The sequence below is a fragment of the Pseudomonas sp. LAMO17WK12:I5 genome (assembly GCF_900215165.1).
Classification (GTDB): Bacteria; Pseudomonadota; Gammaproteobacteria; order Pseudomonadales; family Pseudomonadaceae; genus Aquipseudomonas; species Aquipseudomonas putida_A.
In genome coordinates this window covers 83100-97698 of sequence record NZ_OBDS01000012.1, presented here as the reverse complement: position 1 = coordinate 97698, position 14599 = coordinate 83100, and the positions used below count along the sequence as shown (strand labels likewise).

Sequence of the window (14599 nt, the reverse complement as noted above, 5' to 3'; positions counted from 1 at the left end):
ACCAAATCGAGAGCTTTTTCCTATGCCTGCAGTATTTCCAGGTCGTTTGCGTCCGTTGTTGCAGTTGAGCCTTTTGTTGAGCCTGAGTGCCAGCCCCCTGTTGATCCCCAGCAGTTGGGCGGAAAGCGCCGACCGCCGCGCTTATCAGGTGCCTGCCGGCAGCCTGGGTGCGGCGCTGACCCGTTTTGCCGGACTGGCCGGGGTCAATCTGTCGGTAGATCCGGCCTTGGTCAGCGGGCGCAACAGCAATGGTCTGTCGGGTGAGTTTGGCGTGGAGGAGGGCTTTACCCGGTTGTTGCTGGGGTCCGGTCTACAGCTGCAACCGGCGGGCGACCGCGCTTACACAGTCATTCCTGCGCCGGACGGCGGCAGTCTGGAACTGGCACCTACTTCGATCCTTGGATCGACGGGTAGCACGGATTCCGAGGTCTTTGCCGGTGGCCAGGTGGCGCGCCGAGGCTCGCAAGGACTGCTGGGTTCCAAGGATTTCATGGAGACCCCGTTCAGCATGACCACCTACACCAGCGAAACGGTGAAAAACCAGCAGGCCCGCACTCTGGGAGATCTGATCGCCAACGACCCTTCGGTACGTGCGACCAACCCGGCAGGCGGCCGTTATGAGCAATTCACCATCCGCGGTTTCAGCCTATTCAACAGCGATGTTTCCTACAACGGGCTCTACGGGGTTCTGCCCACTTACACGATCGACATGGAAATGGCCGAGCGCGTCGACATCCTCAAGGGCCCGAGCCAACTGATCAACGGGATTTCGCCGCGGGGCAGTGTAGGAGGGGGGATCAACGTGGTGCCCAAGCGCGCCGGCGATCAGCCGAATACATCGCTGACGGCCAGTTACGCCTCGAACAATCAGCTCGGCGGCGCCGTCGACATCGGCCGTCGCTTTGGTGAGGACAACCAGTTCGGCCTGCGTTTCAACGGCGTCAAACAATCGGGTGACACTGAATGGGATCACCAGAGCGTCGATCGCGACATGGCAGTGCTGGGCCTGGATTTTCGCGGTGAGCGCCTGCGGCTTTCCACCGATATCGGTCACACCGAGCGCGATACCGATGCACCGCAAGAACGTGTGCAGGTCGGTGCAAACGCGAAAGTTCCGGATGCTGATGATGTGCGCGACAACTACGCGCAACCCTGGAGCCAGGCGCGAACCAAAGATACGTTTGGCACGCTCAATGGCGAGTTCGACGTCAGCGATTCGGTCATGTTGTATGGCGGCGTCGGCGCCCGTAACAGTAACCACGATTTCCTTCGGCATGCGGTGTCGGTGACCAACGACGCCGGCGACTTCAGCGTTCAACCGCGGGACTTCACTCGTGACGAAAATGTCCGGACTGCCACGGCGGGTGTGCGCAACTGGTTCCATACCGGTTCAGTCAGCCACGAGGTCAATCTGGCGGCCAGCTACTTCTACATGGATTTCGAAAATGGCGGCGCGCGGTATGCAGCAGGGCGCAGCAATCTGTATGACCCGGTGGAAACCGCAAAGCCGCGCACGCCAACACGCTACGACGCCAGGGTCTACACGGAAAACCGCTTCAGCGGCGTCGCACTGTCCGATACGCTGGGGTTCTTCGATGATCGCCTGTTGCTGACCCTGGGCGCCCGCTGGCAAAGGGTTCAAGTCGACGACTGGAGCGATGATGTGAAGGGCGACACAGCCTATGACGAAGAAAAACTCTCGCCATCGGGCGGCATTCTGTTCAAGGCGACGGACAAGCTCTCGCTCTACGCCAACTACATGGAAGGCCTCAGCCAAGGGAAAATTGCGCCATCGACGTCGATCAACGAGGATGAAATCTTCCCGCCTTTTATCAGCCGACAAGTCGAAGTCGGGGCCAAATATGACGCGGGTTCGTATGCGCTTACAGCGTCTGTGTTCCGGATCAAACAGCCTGCTTATGAAACCAACGCCTCGACACGAGTCTTCGGCCCGAACGGCAAACGACAAAACGATGGTGTGGAATTGAGTGTGTTCGGCGAACCGTTCAAAGGGTTTCGATTGCTCGGCGGCGTGATGTACATCGACAGCGAACTGACCCAGACCACCAATGGAACCTTTGACGGTAACCGCGCGCCCGCGACACCCAAATACAACGTCAATCTCGGCGCAGAGTGGGATGTACCCAATATGCAGGGGCTGACGCTGACAGGCCGTGGAATCTATTCGAGTTCGCAGTATCTGGATCAGTCCAACCAGAAGGAAATCGACTCATGGGAGCGATTCGACGTGGGGACGCGTTACGCCTTTAAACTGGACGACAAGACCATCACCGTACGCGCCAATGTCGAAAACGTATTGGATAAACGCTACTGGAGTTCGGCAGGCGCATCAGATGACAGCGAACCCGGTTTGACGCTTTCGACGCCGAGGACTTATCTGCTATCAGCAACGGTGGATTTCTGATTTGCTTTGTTAAACAAGTGCGCGCTTAAAAGGAGGGTAAAATCTTCGAAATTCAGCGATCTTCTGTTAACTACACTAAATAGCCGTTTAGTAGAGCTATCGTAAAATACGCCGCCATCCACCGGAGCAGAGCATGTCTCAACGCACAGTAAACGCACAGGCCTTGATTCAGGCGCTAGATCTGCAATCTCACGTGGAAGGCGGTTACTTTCGCAGAACCTATCAGGCCGATCATAGAGAGATGCTCGATACCGTCGGTGGCCCACGGTACCTGATGACATCGATTTACTACCTGTTGACCGAGCAATCACCAGTGGGCCAGTTTCATTTCAATCATTCCGACATTGTGCATTTTTTCCATCTGGGCGATCCCATCGAGTACAGCATGATCCATGCTGACGGCTCGCTGGAAACGCTGGTAATGGGCAACGACATTCTGGCGGGACAGCATCTGCAAATGCACGTGCTTGGCGGAATCTGGAAAGCTTCGCGACTGCTCGAGGGAGAACATGGATTTGGCTTGATCAGCGAGGCCGTGTCGCCGGGATTTGATTTTGCGGATATGGAGATGGGTGATCGACGCAAACTGATTGCGCAATTTCCACAGCACCGGATGCTGATTGAAAAACTGACGCGGGATGCTGATTGAAGGTCCGCCAATTGCAGGCAAGGCTAAGGTTTTGAAAAGAGGACTCAGGGTAAAACTCTGGATTGAAATCTGGCGTGCAACCGGGCTAACCCTGAAACATCTTGTTACGTGTAATGTATATTATGTTAAACCAAGTATTACGCTACGCGCCTTCCTGCACCAACATCTGTCTCCACTCCAACATCACTCCAGCACCCTATAAATCTCAGAAACCACCTGCATCGTAGCGTCTTCGATTGTTCCCTCATTACGGCACAGAACCCAGCCGTGCTCCTTTACCGCTTGCTCGAACATCTCCGTACACGCCATATGCTCTGCGTACTTCTGGATCACAGTGCCGCCCAATCCTCGCGATCTTGTCGCAGCCCTTGCCCATGAAATGTCCGGATTGGTGACAACGCCAACATGCAGGTCAGGCACTCGCACGTCTCGATCCAGGTTCAACTGGAGAATCTCGGCAAACGGGATGGTTCGGCGAAACGCTGCATCAGACGGATACCAGCGATCAATCAGGATAATGCTGTCCAGCGGCTGCTCCGTCAGCACGTTTCGGGAAATCCAGCGCCGACTATCAGCCAGGCGCTGGCACACAGCCCATTCCAGATCCCGGGAAGGATTTCTGACAAGCGAGTTGATCAGGGCCATGGTTTCACCCCGGAAAGGATCGCTTTTTCTCTCGCAGAGCCGGATGACTTTCTTGTTGCCGGCCCTCAGTGCCGTCGTAACGGCCTCCAACAGCGTGGTTTTGCCGGTGCCTTTGGGGCCATCCAGAGAAACAAACAGCGGACGATTCATTGTTCACATAACGATGGATTTATGGAGGGTCACTCTAACCGCATTCCTGGCATTTCTGGCATTCCAGTGGCTGAATTGTCATTTCCAATGGCATGGCCCTGCCCTCACCCTACTTCACCGCCCTCCGCAGCTTATTGCTGGAGAAATGACTGGAGACTGTTGTGGCCGTCCACGATCAGTCCTCTAACGAGCGCCTCATAGTGTTCGGCAGTATTGAGATCTTGCAGATCGAAGCTTGCCGACCAACGGATGAACGTCTTTGACTGTCCAGTCAGCGAGGCTAATTGAACAGTAGCTACATAGTTGTCCAACGGTAACGGAGCCTCCTCGAAGCGATAAGACAGCATCGTATTGCGATCATCGACCGACAAAAGACGCTCCCTGACCACAGCACCATCGACCAATATGAGTTTGCGAATACAGCCAACCAATCCATCGGGCTGGTTGTCCTCGATGCTGCTTTCCAAAATGGAGGGATGCCATTTACCAATCTCACCAAACCTCTTCAACACGCTCCAGACGTGCGCTATATCGCTGTCCAGGACAGCGGAGAACTCAACCATCGACATCGTGTACACCCTCAAAATCAACTGTTTTCGAACCTGACCTCTGCGCACGTCAGAGGTGGATGAAATCCGGTCCCGGTATGGATCAACCGGGATCGGAAGACGCTCAACCTTCGAACTGGTGATAAACCTTGGCAATGACCTTCCAGGCCCCGTCGATTTTGATCAGGGTCAGGTAATCGTTGTAATCAGCGCCGATTGCATCCTGTTCCATATCGACACGAACCACGGCGGTGGTTGGCGTGATCGCCAGTACGTCGAGTCGGGTGATGATGTTCGGGGCATCGCCGTTCTTCTCTACGAAATCAAACAGATTCCTGATCGGGCCGCCCAGCAGTTCACCATTGGTGAATCCGTACATCACAGCGTCTTTATGGAACGCCTGCGCAACACTCTGTGCACTGCCCACACGCAGCCCTTCAACATACTGATTGGCAATGGCGATGACAGCGTTGTACTCAGCGGTGGGTACTGCCTTGATGTTTTTCGACATGGGTCTCTCCTTCCAGTAAGGGCGAGGCGCGACGCACCTCGCCAATTGCATTCAACGGCTCAGGCGCTTGGGTGGGTGTGGTAGATCTTGCTGACAATCGTCCACTGACCTTCAACCTTCAGCAGGTTGAAGAAGTCGGTGAAACGGAATCCTGAAACATTGTCGGTATCGACCCGGGCGCTGGCTGCCGTGCCTACGATGTCGATGCGAACGATCGCCGCTTGCGCTTCCGGAGACGGGCGGAACGCGTTATCGATGACGTCGTACAGGTTCTGGATCGCACCGCCGACGAGCTTGCCGTCGTCGACCCCGAACATGGTGGCCTGCTGGCTGAATGCGGGCTTCATCAAGGCGCTGTCAGCTTTGGCACCACCTTCGTTGTACTGGCTGAGCACGTCGACGATTGCGTTGTATTCCTGAACATAAGTTGAGGTGGACATGAGGTATTCCTGAGTTAGTAAATGGCTGAAGAAAGCAAGGAAGGTTTACGGACGAGGCTCGGTAAACAGTCACCAATCCTGGCGCGTCGGCGAGATGATCAAGTCGTTGACGGTGACGTTTTCCGGTTGGTTGAGCGCGTAAATCACGGCACCCGCGATGTCGTCGGGGGCGATGGCAATTCGGTTGAGCGCTTGGGCAGCCTTGCGCCCTTCAGGATCACTGACCTTGTCGGCCCAGCCGGTATTGATGACACCCGGGCTGACCGTGTTGACGCGGATGCCGTGCTGCACACCGAGCTCCTTGCGCATGGACTCGGTCATGGCCTGAACGAAAAATTTTGTTGCGCTGTAAACACCGGCCGCCGGTCCGACCTGATGACCGGCAACAGAGTCCATATTGAGAATCTGCCCGGACTTGCGCTCCAGCATGAAAGGCAGCACCGCCGCCGTAGTGTTGAGGTAGCCTTTGATATTCACGTCGATCATCTTTTCCCAGTCCTGTACCGCCAGGTCGACCCAGTTGGAAAAAAGCATCAGCCCGGCGTTGTTCACCAGAATGTCTACGGCGCCGTAGGTCTCATGCGCAAATTGCGCGAGCGCTTGGGTCTGATGCGCCTGAGTCACGTCGGTGGTAAAAGCGACCACTTCGTTACCGCCCGCCCGCAACTCGGCGACAAAGCTTTCCAGACCCTGTTCATCCAGTGCAGCGGCCACTACGCGCACGCCTTGGGCGACAAGCGCGCGGGTGGTGGCGGCGCCGATGCCGGAAGACGCGCCGGTAACGATCGCTACTTTGTTATGCAGATAATTCATGCTCATTACCTCTTATCGATAAATGCCGTCGTTCAGGCGTTCGCGGTTGGCCAGTCGATGTAACCCTTGGCACCGCCGCCGTAGTAACTCTCGCGTGGCGCGATGGTGAGCTCGATCCCGCGACGCAAACGCTCCACGAGGTCGGGGTTGGCAATGAACAAACGACCAAACGCCACCGCATCGATCCGCCCCTGCGCACGACGCTCTAGCGCCATCGGCAGGTCGTAGTTGTTATTGCCAATGAATGGCCCTTCGAACTGCGCACTCAGCGCGTCCAGATCCACGCCTTCCGGGACCGTGCGGGAGGTCGCCGTGGCGCCTTCGACAAAATGCAGATAAGCCAGATTGAATTGATTGAGCTGCTGAATCAGGTAACCGTAAGTCGCCATGACATTGCTGTCGGGAGGTGTATTTCCGGCATCGGGTGTAACTGGCGAGAGGCGAATACCGACCCGATCGCTACCCCAGATCGAAATCACGGCTGCGGTGACTTCCAGCGTCAGTCGAGCCCGGTTCTCGATGGAGCCGCCATATGGGTCAGTGCGTTGATTGGTGGAGTCGCGCAGGAACTGGTCAAGCAGATAACTGTTGGCGGAATGCACTTCCACACCATCGAAACCGGCTCGCCGGGCATTTTCTGCGGCCAGCTTGTACTGCTCGATGATTCCAGGGATCTCCGAGGTTTCCAGTGCGCGAGGCATCGACACCTCGACAAAGCCTTTCTCGGTATAAGTGCTGCCTTCGGCCTTGATCGCCGAAGGCGCTACTGGCGCTTCTCCGTTGGGTTGTAGCTCGACACTCGAAAAGCGCCCTACGTGCCACAACTGACTGACGATTTTGCCGCCCGCCGCGTGCACCGCGTCAGTGACTTTTTTCCAGCCAGCTACCTGTGCCTCCGACCAGATACCCGGGGTCATGGCGTAACCCCGCCCCTGGGGAGAAATATTGGTCGCTTCGGCGATGATCAAGCCTGCACTGGCGCGCTGGGCGTAGTAAGTCGCGTGCATTTCATTCGGTACGCCGTCTTCGGCCATTCGGCTGCGTGTCACAGGTGCCATGACAATTCGGTTAGCCAATTGGAGTGCGCCCATTTGCATGGGCGAAAAAAGGTCGGTATCAAACGTGTTAGCCGTCATAAAATCCTCGACTGAATAGACCGGTCGTCTAGTGGAAGGTTAAAAAAATACGCCCCTCTGTCAGCAGGCGTTTGCTGGTGATAGTGCTGTTTCAAAAGCTGCCATCGTGTTCACGACTGTTACCGGCAGCGTTGCACCTGGTCACACAGGTGGTCGTCTGTATGACCCGTTCGTGAGGGCTCTAGCGCGACTTTCTCCCACTTGCTGATAACCAGCGGCGCAATCGCATTGCCCAGTACATTGAGCGTGGTGGTGCCGCTGTCGATAATCCTGAAAATGCCGGCGATCAATGCCACACCTTCCAACGGAAGACCGGCAGAGGCCAAGGTGGCTGACAAGATCACGATTGCAAACCCAGGCACACCTGCGGCGCCCTTCGAGGTCAGTACCATCGTCACGACCAACAGAATCTGCTGTGACAGAGACAGGTCTATCCCATAGAGTTGCGCCACAAAAATGGTCGCCACACCGAGAAAAATCGATGCGCCATCGAGATTGAACGCATACCCCACCGGCACCACAAAACTGACGATCCGACGCGGTACACCGTAGCTTTCCAGTTTGGTCATCAGTTGCGGCATAACGGCGGCTGAGGCGGCACTGGAAAACGCCAGAATCAACTCATTACGGAAGTAGCGGATCAACTTGAAGATGTTTTCGCCAATCAAATAACAAATGCCACCCAGTACCACTAAAGCGAACACCATCAGCGCCAGATACACCACCCCAATCAACTTGAGCAGCGGCAGCAGCGAGGCAAAACCAAACGTCGCGACGGTCGCGCCGATCATGCCAAACACCCCTATCGGCGCGTAGGCCATCACAATGGAAACCACCTTGAACATAGCATCGGAAAGGCTCTGCACGACCGCAATAAATGGCGCGCTTTGGTCTTTGGGCAAAGCATTCAACGCCAGCCCCAACAGCACAGCGAAGAACAGTACCGACAGCAACTTCGCTTCTGACATTGCCACTATCACGTTGTCTGGAACGATGTTCTGCAAAATCACCAGCGCCCCTTTGGACGGCTCAAGCGTGATCGATGCAGCGCCATGCGAAAGGCCTGAAATATCGGTTCCTCGTCCTGGTTCGAAGAGGTTGGCAAAACACAGGCCTATGACGATGGCCAGCGCGGTAATCGCAAAGAAGTAGCCGAGCGACTTCACCCCCATACGGCCGAACGATTTGCTGTCACCGCCGCCCGCGATCCCCAAAATCATGCAACAGAACACGATCGGAACAACCACCATCTTCATCATCTTGATAAAGATGTCACCGAGCGGTTTGAGGATCTCCGCACTCACCCATGTCTGATAGTGCGGATGCGTATTGAAGTACCAACCTGCAAGCACGCCAAGCAATAGCCCGGCAACGATTTGCCACACCAAGGGAATACGTTTCATGTCTAGCCTTCTTGTTGGAATGAAAGGTCTGCGTCTATTCGCAGTTGCTAGAGTCATGAGCTTCCAGCTCACTTGAGATCGAATGGCACAAACGGGTTGTGCCATGCGTGTTCCTATTTAGCGAAGAGCTGGCTCATATCCTTGAACGCCTTGAACTCAAGAGCGTTGCCGCACGGGTCAAAGAGAAACATGGTGGCCTGCTCGCCTACCTGGCCTTTGAACCGAATGTACGGTTCGATCACAAACTCGGTACCAAAGGACTTCAAGCGTTCGGCCAGCGCCTCCCATTGTTCCCAACCCAAAATGATGCCGAAGTGCGGAACAGGAACATCGTGTCCGTCGACCGGGTTGCTGTGAACGCTCTCTTGTGAGGCTGTTTTCGGATGTTCGTGGATCACCAGTTGGTGACCATAAAAATCGAAATCGACCCATTGCGTGCTGGAGCGCCCTTCTTCAAGACCAAAGACCTCACCGTAGAAGGTGCGCGCCGCAGCCAGGTCATAAACAGGGATCGCGAGGTGAAATGGCGAGAGGCTCATCAGAACTCCAAATATTTTTTGTTGGTTAGCGAACATTTCCACCGTCATCGGCTCTCTGGATTCAGCCGGTGCCGGGGATGGAAAACATCCTAGGACGGAAAACCAAACATAAAAATCAATATATATTTCTCAGAAACACAATTAATATTTGTGAATGATCAAAGAACTGAAAACACTCATTGCGGTGGCGCGGGAAGGCACATTCGCCGCTGCCGGGAACAAGATCGGCCTGACCCAGGCCGCTGTCAGCGCGCAGATTCAGCGCCTGGAAACCGAACTCGGTTTTGAGATTTTCGACAGGAAAGGACGTTCGGCCCATCTGAACAAAATGGGTCACCAGATACTTCTGCAGGCGCAGGAGTTACTCAGGCTATACGACAATCTGGGTTCCACTGCGCAGGGCCAACCTACCAACATACTCATCAACATCGGTGCGATCGCATCCGTGCAACGTTCCTATTTGCCCGATGCGCTGGCGAAGTTTCACCAGCAGTGTCCGCAATGCCGTACACGTGTCATTCCAGGGCTTTCAATGGAGATGGTGAACCTCGTAGACGCCGGCGAAATCGACATGGCTGTCATCATTCGACCGCCCTTCTCTCTTCAAAGTGACCTGCGCTGGACGACGCTGGCGCGAGAGCCCTACCGACTGATCGTGCCACGCGAGCTGGAGGGAAATGACTGGTCGGAACTGCTGTCCAGCCAGCCATTCATTCGCTATGACCGATCATCTTTCGGCGGCCGGCAGGTTGATCGTTTCCTGCGACAGATGCATTTCACCTTGCAGGAAGTTTGCGAACTGGATGAACTGGAGGCCATCATCAAACTGGTAGAAAAAGGTGTAGGCATAGCGCTGGTGCCACAGACAGAGCCCCATCAGGAATGGCCCGCAGGTGTACGAGCGATCGATTTGGGACAACACACCTTTCACCGGGATATCGGGCTGGTACATCGATCTCGACAGAGTTTCACCGAGCCTGTGCGAATTTTGGCTCAGCTTATAAGTGATCAGGCAGCTGAATGTCTTTCGCTTGAGAAGCGTTAAAGCCCGTCCATTTCACTCTCGTCGCAGAAGAGTATGGGGAGCAATGCCGAAGGTCTTGCGAAAAGCGTGGCTGAAATGAGAGAAGTCCGAGAAGCCGAAATCCAGCGCCGCCTGGGAAATGCTACGGACTTGACCACGCTCGATCGCGTCGCGGCTGGCGAACAACCGTGCCTTCCAGATTTCCGCGACCGGCGATTTCTGATGGCGGGCGAAAGCGCGCGTCACTGTGCGCGTGGAGACATGGTGAGCTTGAGCAATGCGCTCGAGTGAAAGATCCGCCTCGGTCAAATACTGGTGGATGTAATTCATGATTCGGCCATACAGGTCCAGCTCGTCATGTGTCTGCTTTAAATCCTGAAGCTCCAGGCTGACCACCAAGAGGTCGAGCAACGTGCTGGAATAACGACTGGACAGGCCTGGTTTTTGGAAGCCTGAAGCCATGCTTGCGGCCTGGCGCAACATTTCGCGTAACGGAATTACCCCTGGACGACGATCATCCAGAACCATGGCGGTGCACTCCGCTATGCCGGGCAGCCGCTGGCTGAGCAATTGCCGCGGAATGCGCACAAGGTGGTTATCGGTACCACCGAAGCTGAATCTGAAGGGCTGGGATGCGTCATAAAGGAACAGATCGTCCGCTGCCAGCTTCGTCCGCCGGTCAGCCTGCTCCAGTTCGCCATAACCGCTGCGGGTAAAGCCCAACCACAAATCGTCATTCGGGTCGCTGCGCAGGTGCTGGGCGGTCCGCTCCCAATAATGCAAGGGTGCGGACAACGTGCAGATGTCCAATGCCCCCATGCCATGCACCTCCAGCGCCCCGTCGAAATCGCTCTGCGCCAGCAGTTTGCTGTCGGCGTCCAGGCAATGGTGACACACCACCTCCTTCCAGTAATCGAACCGTTGGGGCGCCGTGACGGCAAGCGTTGAATACTGACATGTCTGGCTCATTGCATGGACCTCGCGGCGGCGGTTCAACAAAAAAGCGTGGTAACGTTTTTTGCGAGCTCAGCAATTATCAGGCCATCTGCTCAGTCTCACGTCCAGCGCTTAGCCGCGCCGCGAGATCGCCCTCCGCACACTTGGCAGACAGTGCCTCCCCAGCACTTCCCCTGCAACTTTCCTGAGCATTTCGTCCCTTGTTTCACAAGCCCCGCACCATCACTGCGCATCGATGAGCTGGCCATTTACGGCTGTCCTTTTTAACCAAACGGTTGTCCATTCGAGCCAAGCACATCCCATCTCCCCTCGATAATTTTCACTCCATGCCGTGTCCCTCCCGACACCAATGACGAGGTGCCTCATGCAACGACGAGAACAGCAGCGACTGTCCGATTCGTCCTGGTTTTTACAGCGCTGGGACATGGCACCCGAAGAGTTCGCCAGTTACCTGGTGCAACTCGGGACCTTGGCGCTGCAACGCCGATGGCGTGGTCCTGATCGCAAAACAACAACATCCACTGGCCTGTAGAACAGCGAACCGTCCGTTTGAGACGGGAATAAAGGAGCCCCCATGGAATCTGCAATCGATAAACATCTGAAATGTCCGCGGACTTTGTCGCGTCGCGTCCACGACGAATACCAGCCACCCTTCCCCATGTTTGTGGGACGGGCTGACGAAAACGTGAAGCAAGTCGTGATGGCTTACCTCGGGGTGCAATTTCGCGAAGAACAACGCGCCGCCGCCCTGCAGGCCATACGCTACATTGACGCCAGCTTCGCCCTCGCCGATGGCCCCGGGCATTACGACCTGACCTACCACCTCGACAATCAGGGGTATGGAAACTTCATCGCCGTGGGCTACTGGCGTGATCCCGTCGCCTATCACCGTTGGCTGCTTTCACCGCCGGTGGCGAATTGGTGGGGCGACGATGCGCGCCTGAGCGAGGGGCTGGGATATTTCCGCGAAGTCATGGCCCCGCGCGCCGAGCAGTTCGAAACGCTGTATGCCTTCAAAGACGATTTGCCAGGCGTCGGTGCGGTCATGGACGGCATCAGCGGCGAGATTGAAGAGCACGGCTACTGGGGCTCGGCGCGCGACCGCTTTGCCATCTCCCAGACCGACTGGATGCAGCCGACCAGTGAGCTGCAAGTCATTTCAGGCGATCCGGCCAAGGGCGGCAGGGTCGTCGTACGTGGCCACGACAACCTGACGCTGATCCGCTCCGGACAAGACTGGGTCGAAGCTGGCGAGGAAGAACGCGCGCTCTATTTCAACGAGATGCTGCCGCCCCTGCAAGACGGCATGAACTTCCTGCGTGACGAGGGACAGGCGCTGGGCTGCTATAGCAACCGTTTCGTACGCAATATCGACCTCGATGGCAATCTCCTCGACATCGCCTATGACATCGGTCACTGGCGATCGCTCGACAAGCTGGAGCGCTGGGCAGAATCCCACCCCACTCACCTGCGCATTTTCACCACGTTCTTCCGCGTGATCGGCGGTCTTTCGAAGCTGCGGCTGTATCACGAGGTCTCGGTGGCGGATGGTAGCCAGCAACTGTTCGAGTACATCAACTGCCACCCGCAGACCGGGATGATGCGCGACGCACACGTGTCGCCCGCCTGACTCCATCGCTGACTCCACTTTTAGCCCTGCGCGTTGCCTGACTGGCGATAGCGGGGCTCTTTTTGCCCGAAAAAAGGATCTTCGATCATGAAACGGTTCCGCTACCTGGCGCTTGCAGCCCTGCTCCCCAGTCTTTCCTCCCACGCGCTCGAGGTCGATCCTGGCGACTACGAGCCGCTCCCCGTGGGCGCGACCATCGGCGTGGTCTACTACCAGCATGCCAGCACCGACAAAGCCTATTCCAACGGGCACAAGACCAGCTCCGATTTCAACCTGACATCCGACGTCGGCATTTTGCGTCTGCTGCACGTCTACCAGTTGAGCGAGCGGCTGACCATCGAACCGCAATTCCTGTTGCCCTTCGGCCATGTGTCAGGCGGTGGTGATGCGTCTGCGCTGGGCGACGCCAGCGGCATCGGCGACCTCATTCTTACTGCGCCACTCAAGTACCGTCTCAACGACGCCAACGACACTCTCGGCGCGACCGCTTACCTGTACGTGCCAACTGGCAACTACGACAAGGACGACGCGCTCAACCTTGGCGAGAACCGTTGGAAATTCGATCTGCAAGCCGCTTACGTCAAGCACTTCACAGAAAAGTGGGCCATCGACCTCGTGGGTGACGCCATCTGGTACGGGGACAACAACGACTACGGCGCCAGCTCTGCCCGTCGCGAGCAGGACGTTTCCTATGGCGCCCAGTTGATGGGGCGCTACATGCCCGACGAGACAACGGCGCTGGCGATCGGCTTCGGCCACAGTTGGGGTGGGGAAAACCAGGTCGATGGTGTCAACCAGGATGACAGGATGGAAACCACTAACGTCCGCGTTACGGCCAGAAAGTTTCTGACCGCCAGGGACCAATTCCAGGTGCAACTTGGACGCGACCTTGCGGTGGAGAACGGCCCCAAAGAGGACTTTCGCATGAACCTGCGCTACGTCAGGGTTTTCTAGCCCCCTCCTCCGCGCAGCCCGTATCCAGCGTGCCAACCGGCTCATGAGATGCCCCTGATCTTAAACGGAGTAACCCGACAATGACCGACCAGCAACCCACCGCAGAACAACAACCTTCCCTCTACACCCGTCTTGGCGGCTATGACGCGATTTATCAGTTCGCAGGCGCCGTGTTGAGAAAAACCATGGGCCACCCCGCCATCGGCCACATCTGGGCCCATATGTCGGAATCGACGTTCCAGAAGGAACACATCAATTTTGTCGACTTCCTTTCCGAGCACTGGGGTGGCAGCGCCAAATACAGGGGCCGAGACATGGTCACCGCGCATCGCGGGATGGGGCTGACCGAGGTGCACTGGCAAGCGGTGCTCGATTGTCTGGAGGCCTGCTACGACGACTACGGCCTGGCCCCGGACCTGCGCAAGGAGGTCAATGACTTCCTCATCAAGTTCAAACCGGCGGTGATCGGCAGCCCCTCCTATCGGGATGTGGTACTCGCGCACCCGGAAATGGACCCGGCCAAAGGCATGAAGAGCGTCGGGGTTGTCTGGCCGAAACCCGGGAAGTCGTCCCGAAAACCGACCACGGCCGAATCCGAAGACTGACACGCTCGGCAAAAACCGGCGCCACCGCAATACGGCGTCCCGCTCAACCAAGTGAATGTCCTCCTCAACCAAGCGCCGCTCAATGTGCGCAGATAGCTTGATACCAGCCCGGTCGCGACATCGCCAATCGTGCGCACCGTAACCGGGCTTCTCCGAGACGACGTTTGAAC

Annotated in this window: 15 protein-coding genes; 6 read left to right on the top strand and 9 right to left on the bottom strand. The window is 56.5% G+C overall.

Going from position 1 to position 14599, the window contains the following annotated elements; translation table 11 throughout:
- Positions 1 to 22: 22 nt before the first annotated feature.
- Positions 23 to 2425: a TonB-dependent receptor gene (locus CRO59_RS21610; protein ID WP_097089763.1), complete on the top strand. Its 2403-nt coding sequence runs from the start codon at positions 23 to 25 to the stop codon at positions 2423 to 2425.
- A gap of 133 nt (positions 2426 to 2558) precedes the next feature.
- Complete coding sequence (locus tag CRO59_RS21605; protein WP_097089765.1) at positions 2559 to 3074, top strand: cupin domain-containing protein; 516 nt, start codon at positions 2559 to 2561, stop codon at positions 3072 to 3074.
- A gap of 183 nt (positions 3075 to 3257) precedes the next feature.
- Here the strand turns inward: CRO59_RS21605 and CRO59_RS21600 are convergent, their stop codons facing one another.
- The 8 genes from CRO59_RS21600 to CRO59_RS21565 all read right to left on the bottom strand — a co-directional run bounded on the left by CRO59_RS21600 (position 3258) and on the right by CRO59_RS21565 (position 9259).
- Positions 3258 to 3869, bottom strand: a complete 612-nt coding sequence (locus CRO59_RS21600; protein WP_097089767.1) for a dTMP kinase — start codon at positions 3867 to 3869, stop codon at positions 3258 to 3260.
- 131 nt (positions 3870 to 4000) lie between these two features.
- Positions 4001 to 4438: an SRPBCC family protein gene (locus CRO59_RS21595; protein WP_097089769.1), complete on the bottom strand. Its 438-nt coding sequence runs from the start codon at positions 4436 to 4438 to the stop codon at positions 4001 to 4003.
- A 103-nt stretch (positions 4439 to 4541) separates the two neighbouring features.
- The gene (locus tag CRO59_RS21590; RefSeq protein ID WP_096796037.1) at positions 4542 to 4928 is read right to left on the bottom strand and encodes a nuclear transport factor 2 family protein; all 387 of its coding nucleotides are present in this window, start codon (positions 4926 to 4928) and stop codon (positions 4542 to 4544) included.
- Positions 4929 to 4987: 59 nt separating this feature from the next.
- On the bottom strand, positions 4988 to 5368 hold the full coding sequence (locus CRO59_RS21585; RefSeq protein WP_097089771.1) for a nuclear transport factor 2 family protein: 381 nt from the start codon (positions 5366 to 5368) through the stop codon (positions 4988 to 4990).
- Positions 5369 to 5437: 69 nt separating this feature from the next.
- Positions 5438 to 6181, bottom strand: a complete 744-nt coding sequence (locus CRO59_RS21580; protein WP_027611808.1) for an SDR family oxidoreductase — start codon at positions 6179 to 6181, stop codon at positions 5438 to 5440.
- A gap of 32 nt (positions 6182 to 6213) precedes the next feature.
- A complete protein-coding gene (locus CRO59_RS21575) occupies positions 6214 to 7317 on the bottom strand; it encodes an alkene reductase (protein ID WP_027611807.1) in 1104 nt (367 codons plus the stop codon).
- Between the two features lie 119 nt (positions 7318 to 7436).
- Positions 7437 to 8720, bottom strand: coding sequence for a cation:dicarboxylate symporter family transporter (locus tag CRO59_RS21570; RefSeq protein WP_097089773.1), 1284 nt, complete (start codon positions 8718 to 8720; stop codon positions 7437 to 7439).
- Positions 8721 to 8833: 113 nt separating this feature from the next.
- The gene (locus tag CRO59_RS21565) at positions 8834 to 9259 is read right to left on the bottom strand and encodes a VOC family protein (RefSeq protein ID WP_039762906.1); all 426 of its coding nucleotides are present in this window, start codon (positions 9257 to 9259) and stop codon (positions 8834 to 8836) included.
- Positions 9260 to 9413: 154 nt separating this feature from the next.
- Between CRO59_RS21565 and CRO59_RS21560 the strand changes: the two genes are divergently transcribed.
- Entirely contained in the window at positions 9414 to 10304 is an 891-nt protein-coding gene (locus tag CRO59_RS21560; protein ID WP_097089774.1) for a LysR substrate-binding domain-containing protein, read from the top strand.
- A gap of 12 nt (positions 10305 to 10316) precedes the next feature.
- On the opposite strand, the gene CRO59_RS21555 is transcribed toward CRO59_RS21560, so the two are convergent.
- Positions 10317 to 11252 (bottom strand): helix-turn-helix domain-containing protein, encoded by a 936-nt coding sequence (locus CRO59_RS21555; RefSeq protein WP_027611804.1) that lies wholly within the window; start codon positions 11250 to 11252, stop codon positions 10317 to 10319.
- 562 nt (positions 11253 to 11814) lie between these two features.
- On the opposite strand from CRO59_RS21555, the gene CRO59_RS21550 reads away from it, so the two are divergent.
- The 3 genes from CRO59_RS21550 (at position 11815) to CRO59_RS21540 (ending at position 14429) form a co-directional block, all read left to right on the top strand.
- Positions 11815 to 12870 (top strand): phenylacetaldoxime dehydratase family protein, encoded by a 1056-nt coding sequence (locus CRO59_RS21550; RefSeq protein WP_097089776.1) that lies wholly within the window; start codon positions 11815 to 11817, stop codon positions 12868 to 12870.
- Between the two features lie 87 nt (positions 12871 to 12957).
- Positions 12958 to 13824 carry a transporter gene (locus tag CRO59_RS21545; RefSeq protein ID WP_097089778.1) on the top strand — a complete coding sequence of 289 codons (867 nt, stop codon included), beginning with the start codon at positions 12958 to 12960 and terminating at the stop codon, positions 13822 to 13824.
- An 80-nt stretch (positions 13825 to 13904) separates the two neighbouring features.
- Positions 13905 to 14429 (top strand): group 1 truncated hemoglobin, encoded by a 525-nt coding sequence (locus tag CRO59_RS21540; RefSeq protein ID WP_097089780.1) that lies wholly within the window; start codon positions 13905 to 13907, stop codon positions 14427 to 14429.
- Positions 14430 to 14599: the final 170 nt, after the last annotated feature.

Bases quoted from the DNA above. Each gene is read 5' to 3' on its own strand.
- CRO59_RS21590 (WP_096796037.1), bottom strand. From the start codon at position 4,928: ATGTCGAAAAACATCAAGGCAGTACCCACCGCTGAGTACAACGCTGTC.
- CRO59_RS21580 (WP_027611808.1), bottom strand. From the start codon at position 6,181: ATGAATTATCTGCATAACAAAGTAGCGATCGTTACCGGCGCGTCTTCC.
- CRO59_RS21565 (WP_039762906.1), bottom strand. From the start codon at position 9,259: ATGAGCCTCTCGCCATTTCACCTCGCGATCCCTGTTTATGACCTGGCT.
- CRO59_RS21575 (WP_027611807.1), bottom strand. From the start codon at position 7,317: ATGACGGCTAACACGTTTGATACCGACCTTTTTTCGCCCATGCAAATG.
- CRO59_RS21560 (WP_097089774.1), top strand. From the start codon at position 9,414: ATGATCAAAGAACTGAAAACACTCATTGCGGTGGCGCGGGAAGGCACA.
- CRO59_RS21545 (WP_097089778.1), top strand. From the start codon at position 12,958: ATGAAACGGTTCCGCTACCTGGCGCTTGCAGCCCTGCTCCCCAGTCTT.
- CRO59_RS21610 (WP_097089763.1), top strand. From the start codon at position 23: ATGCCTGCAGTATTTCCAGGTCGTTTGCGTCCGTTGTTGCAGTTGAGC.
- CRO59_RS21585 (WP_097089771.1), bottom strand. From the start codon at position 5,368: ATGTCCACCTCAACTTATGTTCAGGAATACAACGCAATCGTCGACGTG.
- CRO59_RS21605 (WP_097089765.1), top strand. From the start codon at position 2,559: ATGTCTCAACGCACAGTAAACGCACAGGCCTTGATTCAGGCGCTAGAT.
- CRO59_RS21540 (WP_097089780.1), top strand. From the start codon at position 13,905: ATGACCGACCAGCAACCCACCGCAGAACAACAACCTTCCCTCTACACC.
- CRO59_RS21570 (WP_097089773.1), bottom strand. From the start codon at position 8,720: ATGAAACGTATTCCCTTGGTGTGGCAAATCGTTGCCGGGCTATTGCTT.
- CRO59_RS21595 (WP_097089769.1), bottom strand. From the start codon at position 4,438: ATGTCGATGGTTGAGTTCTCCGCTGTCCTGGACAGCGATATAGCGCAC.
- CRO59_RS21555 (WP_027611804.1), bottom strand. From the start codon at position 11,252: ATGAGCCAGACATGTCAGTATTCAACGCTTGCCGTCACGGCGCCCCAA.
- CRO59_RS21600 (WP_097089767.1), bottom strand. From the start codon at position 3,869: ATGAATCGTCCGCTGTTTGTTTCTCTGGATGGCCCCAAAGGCACCGGC.
- CRO59_RS21550 (WP_097089776.1), top strand. From the start codon at position 11,815: ATGGAATCTGCAATCGATAAACATCTGAAATGTCCGCGGACTTTGTCG.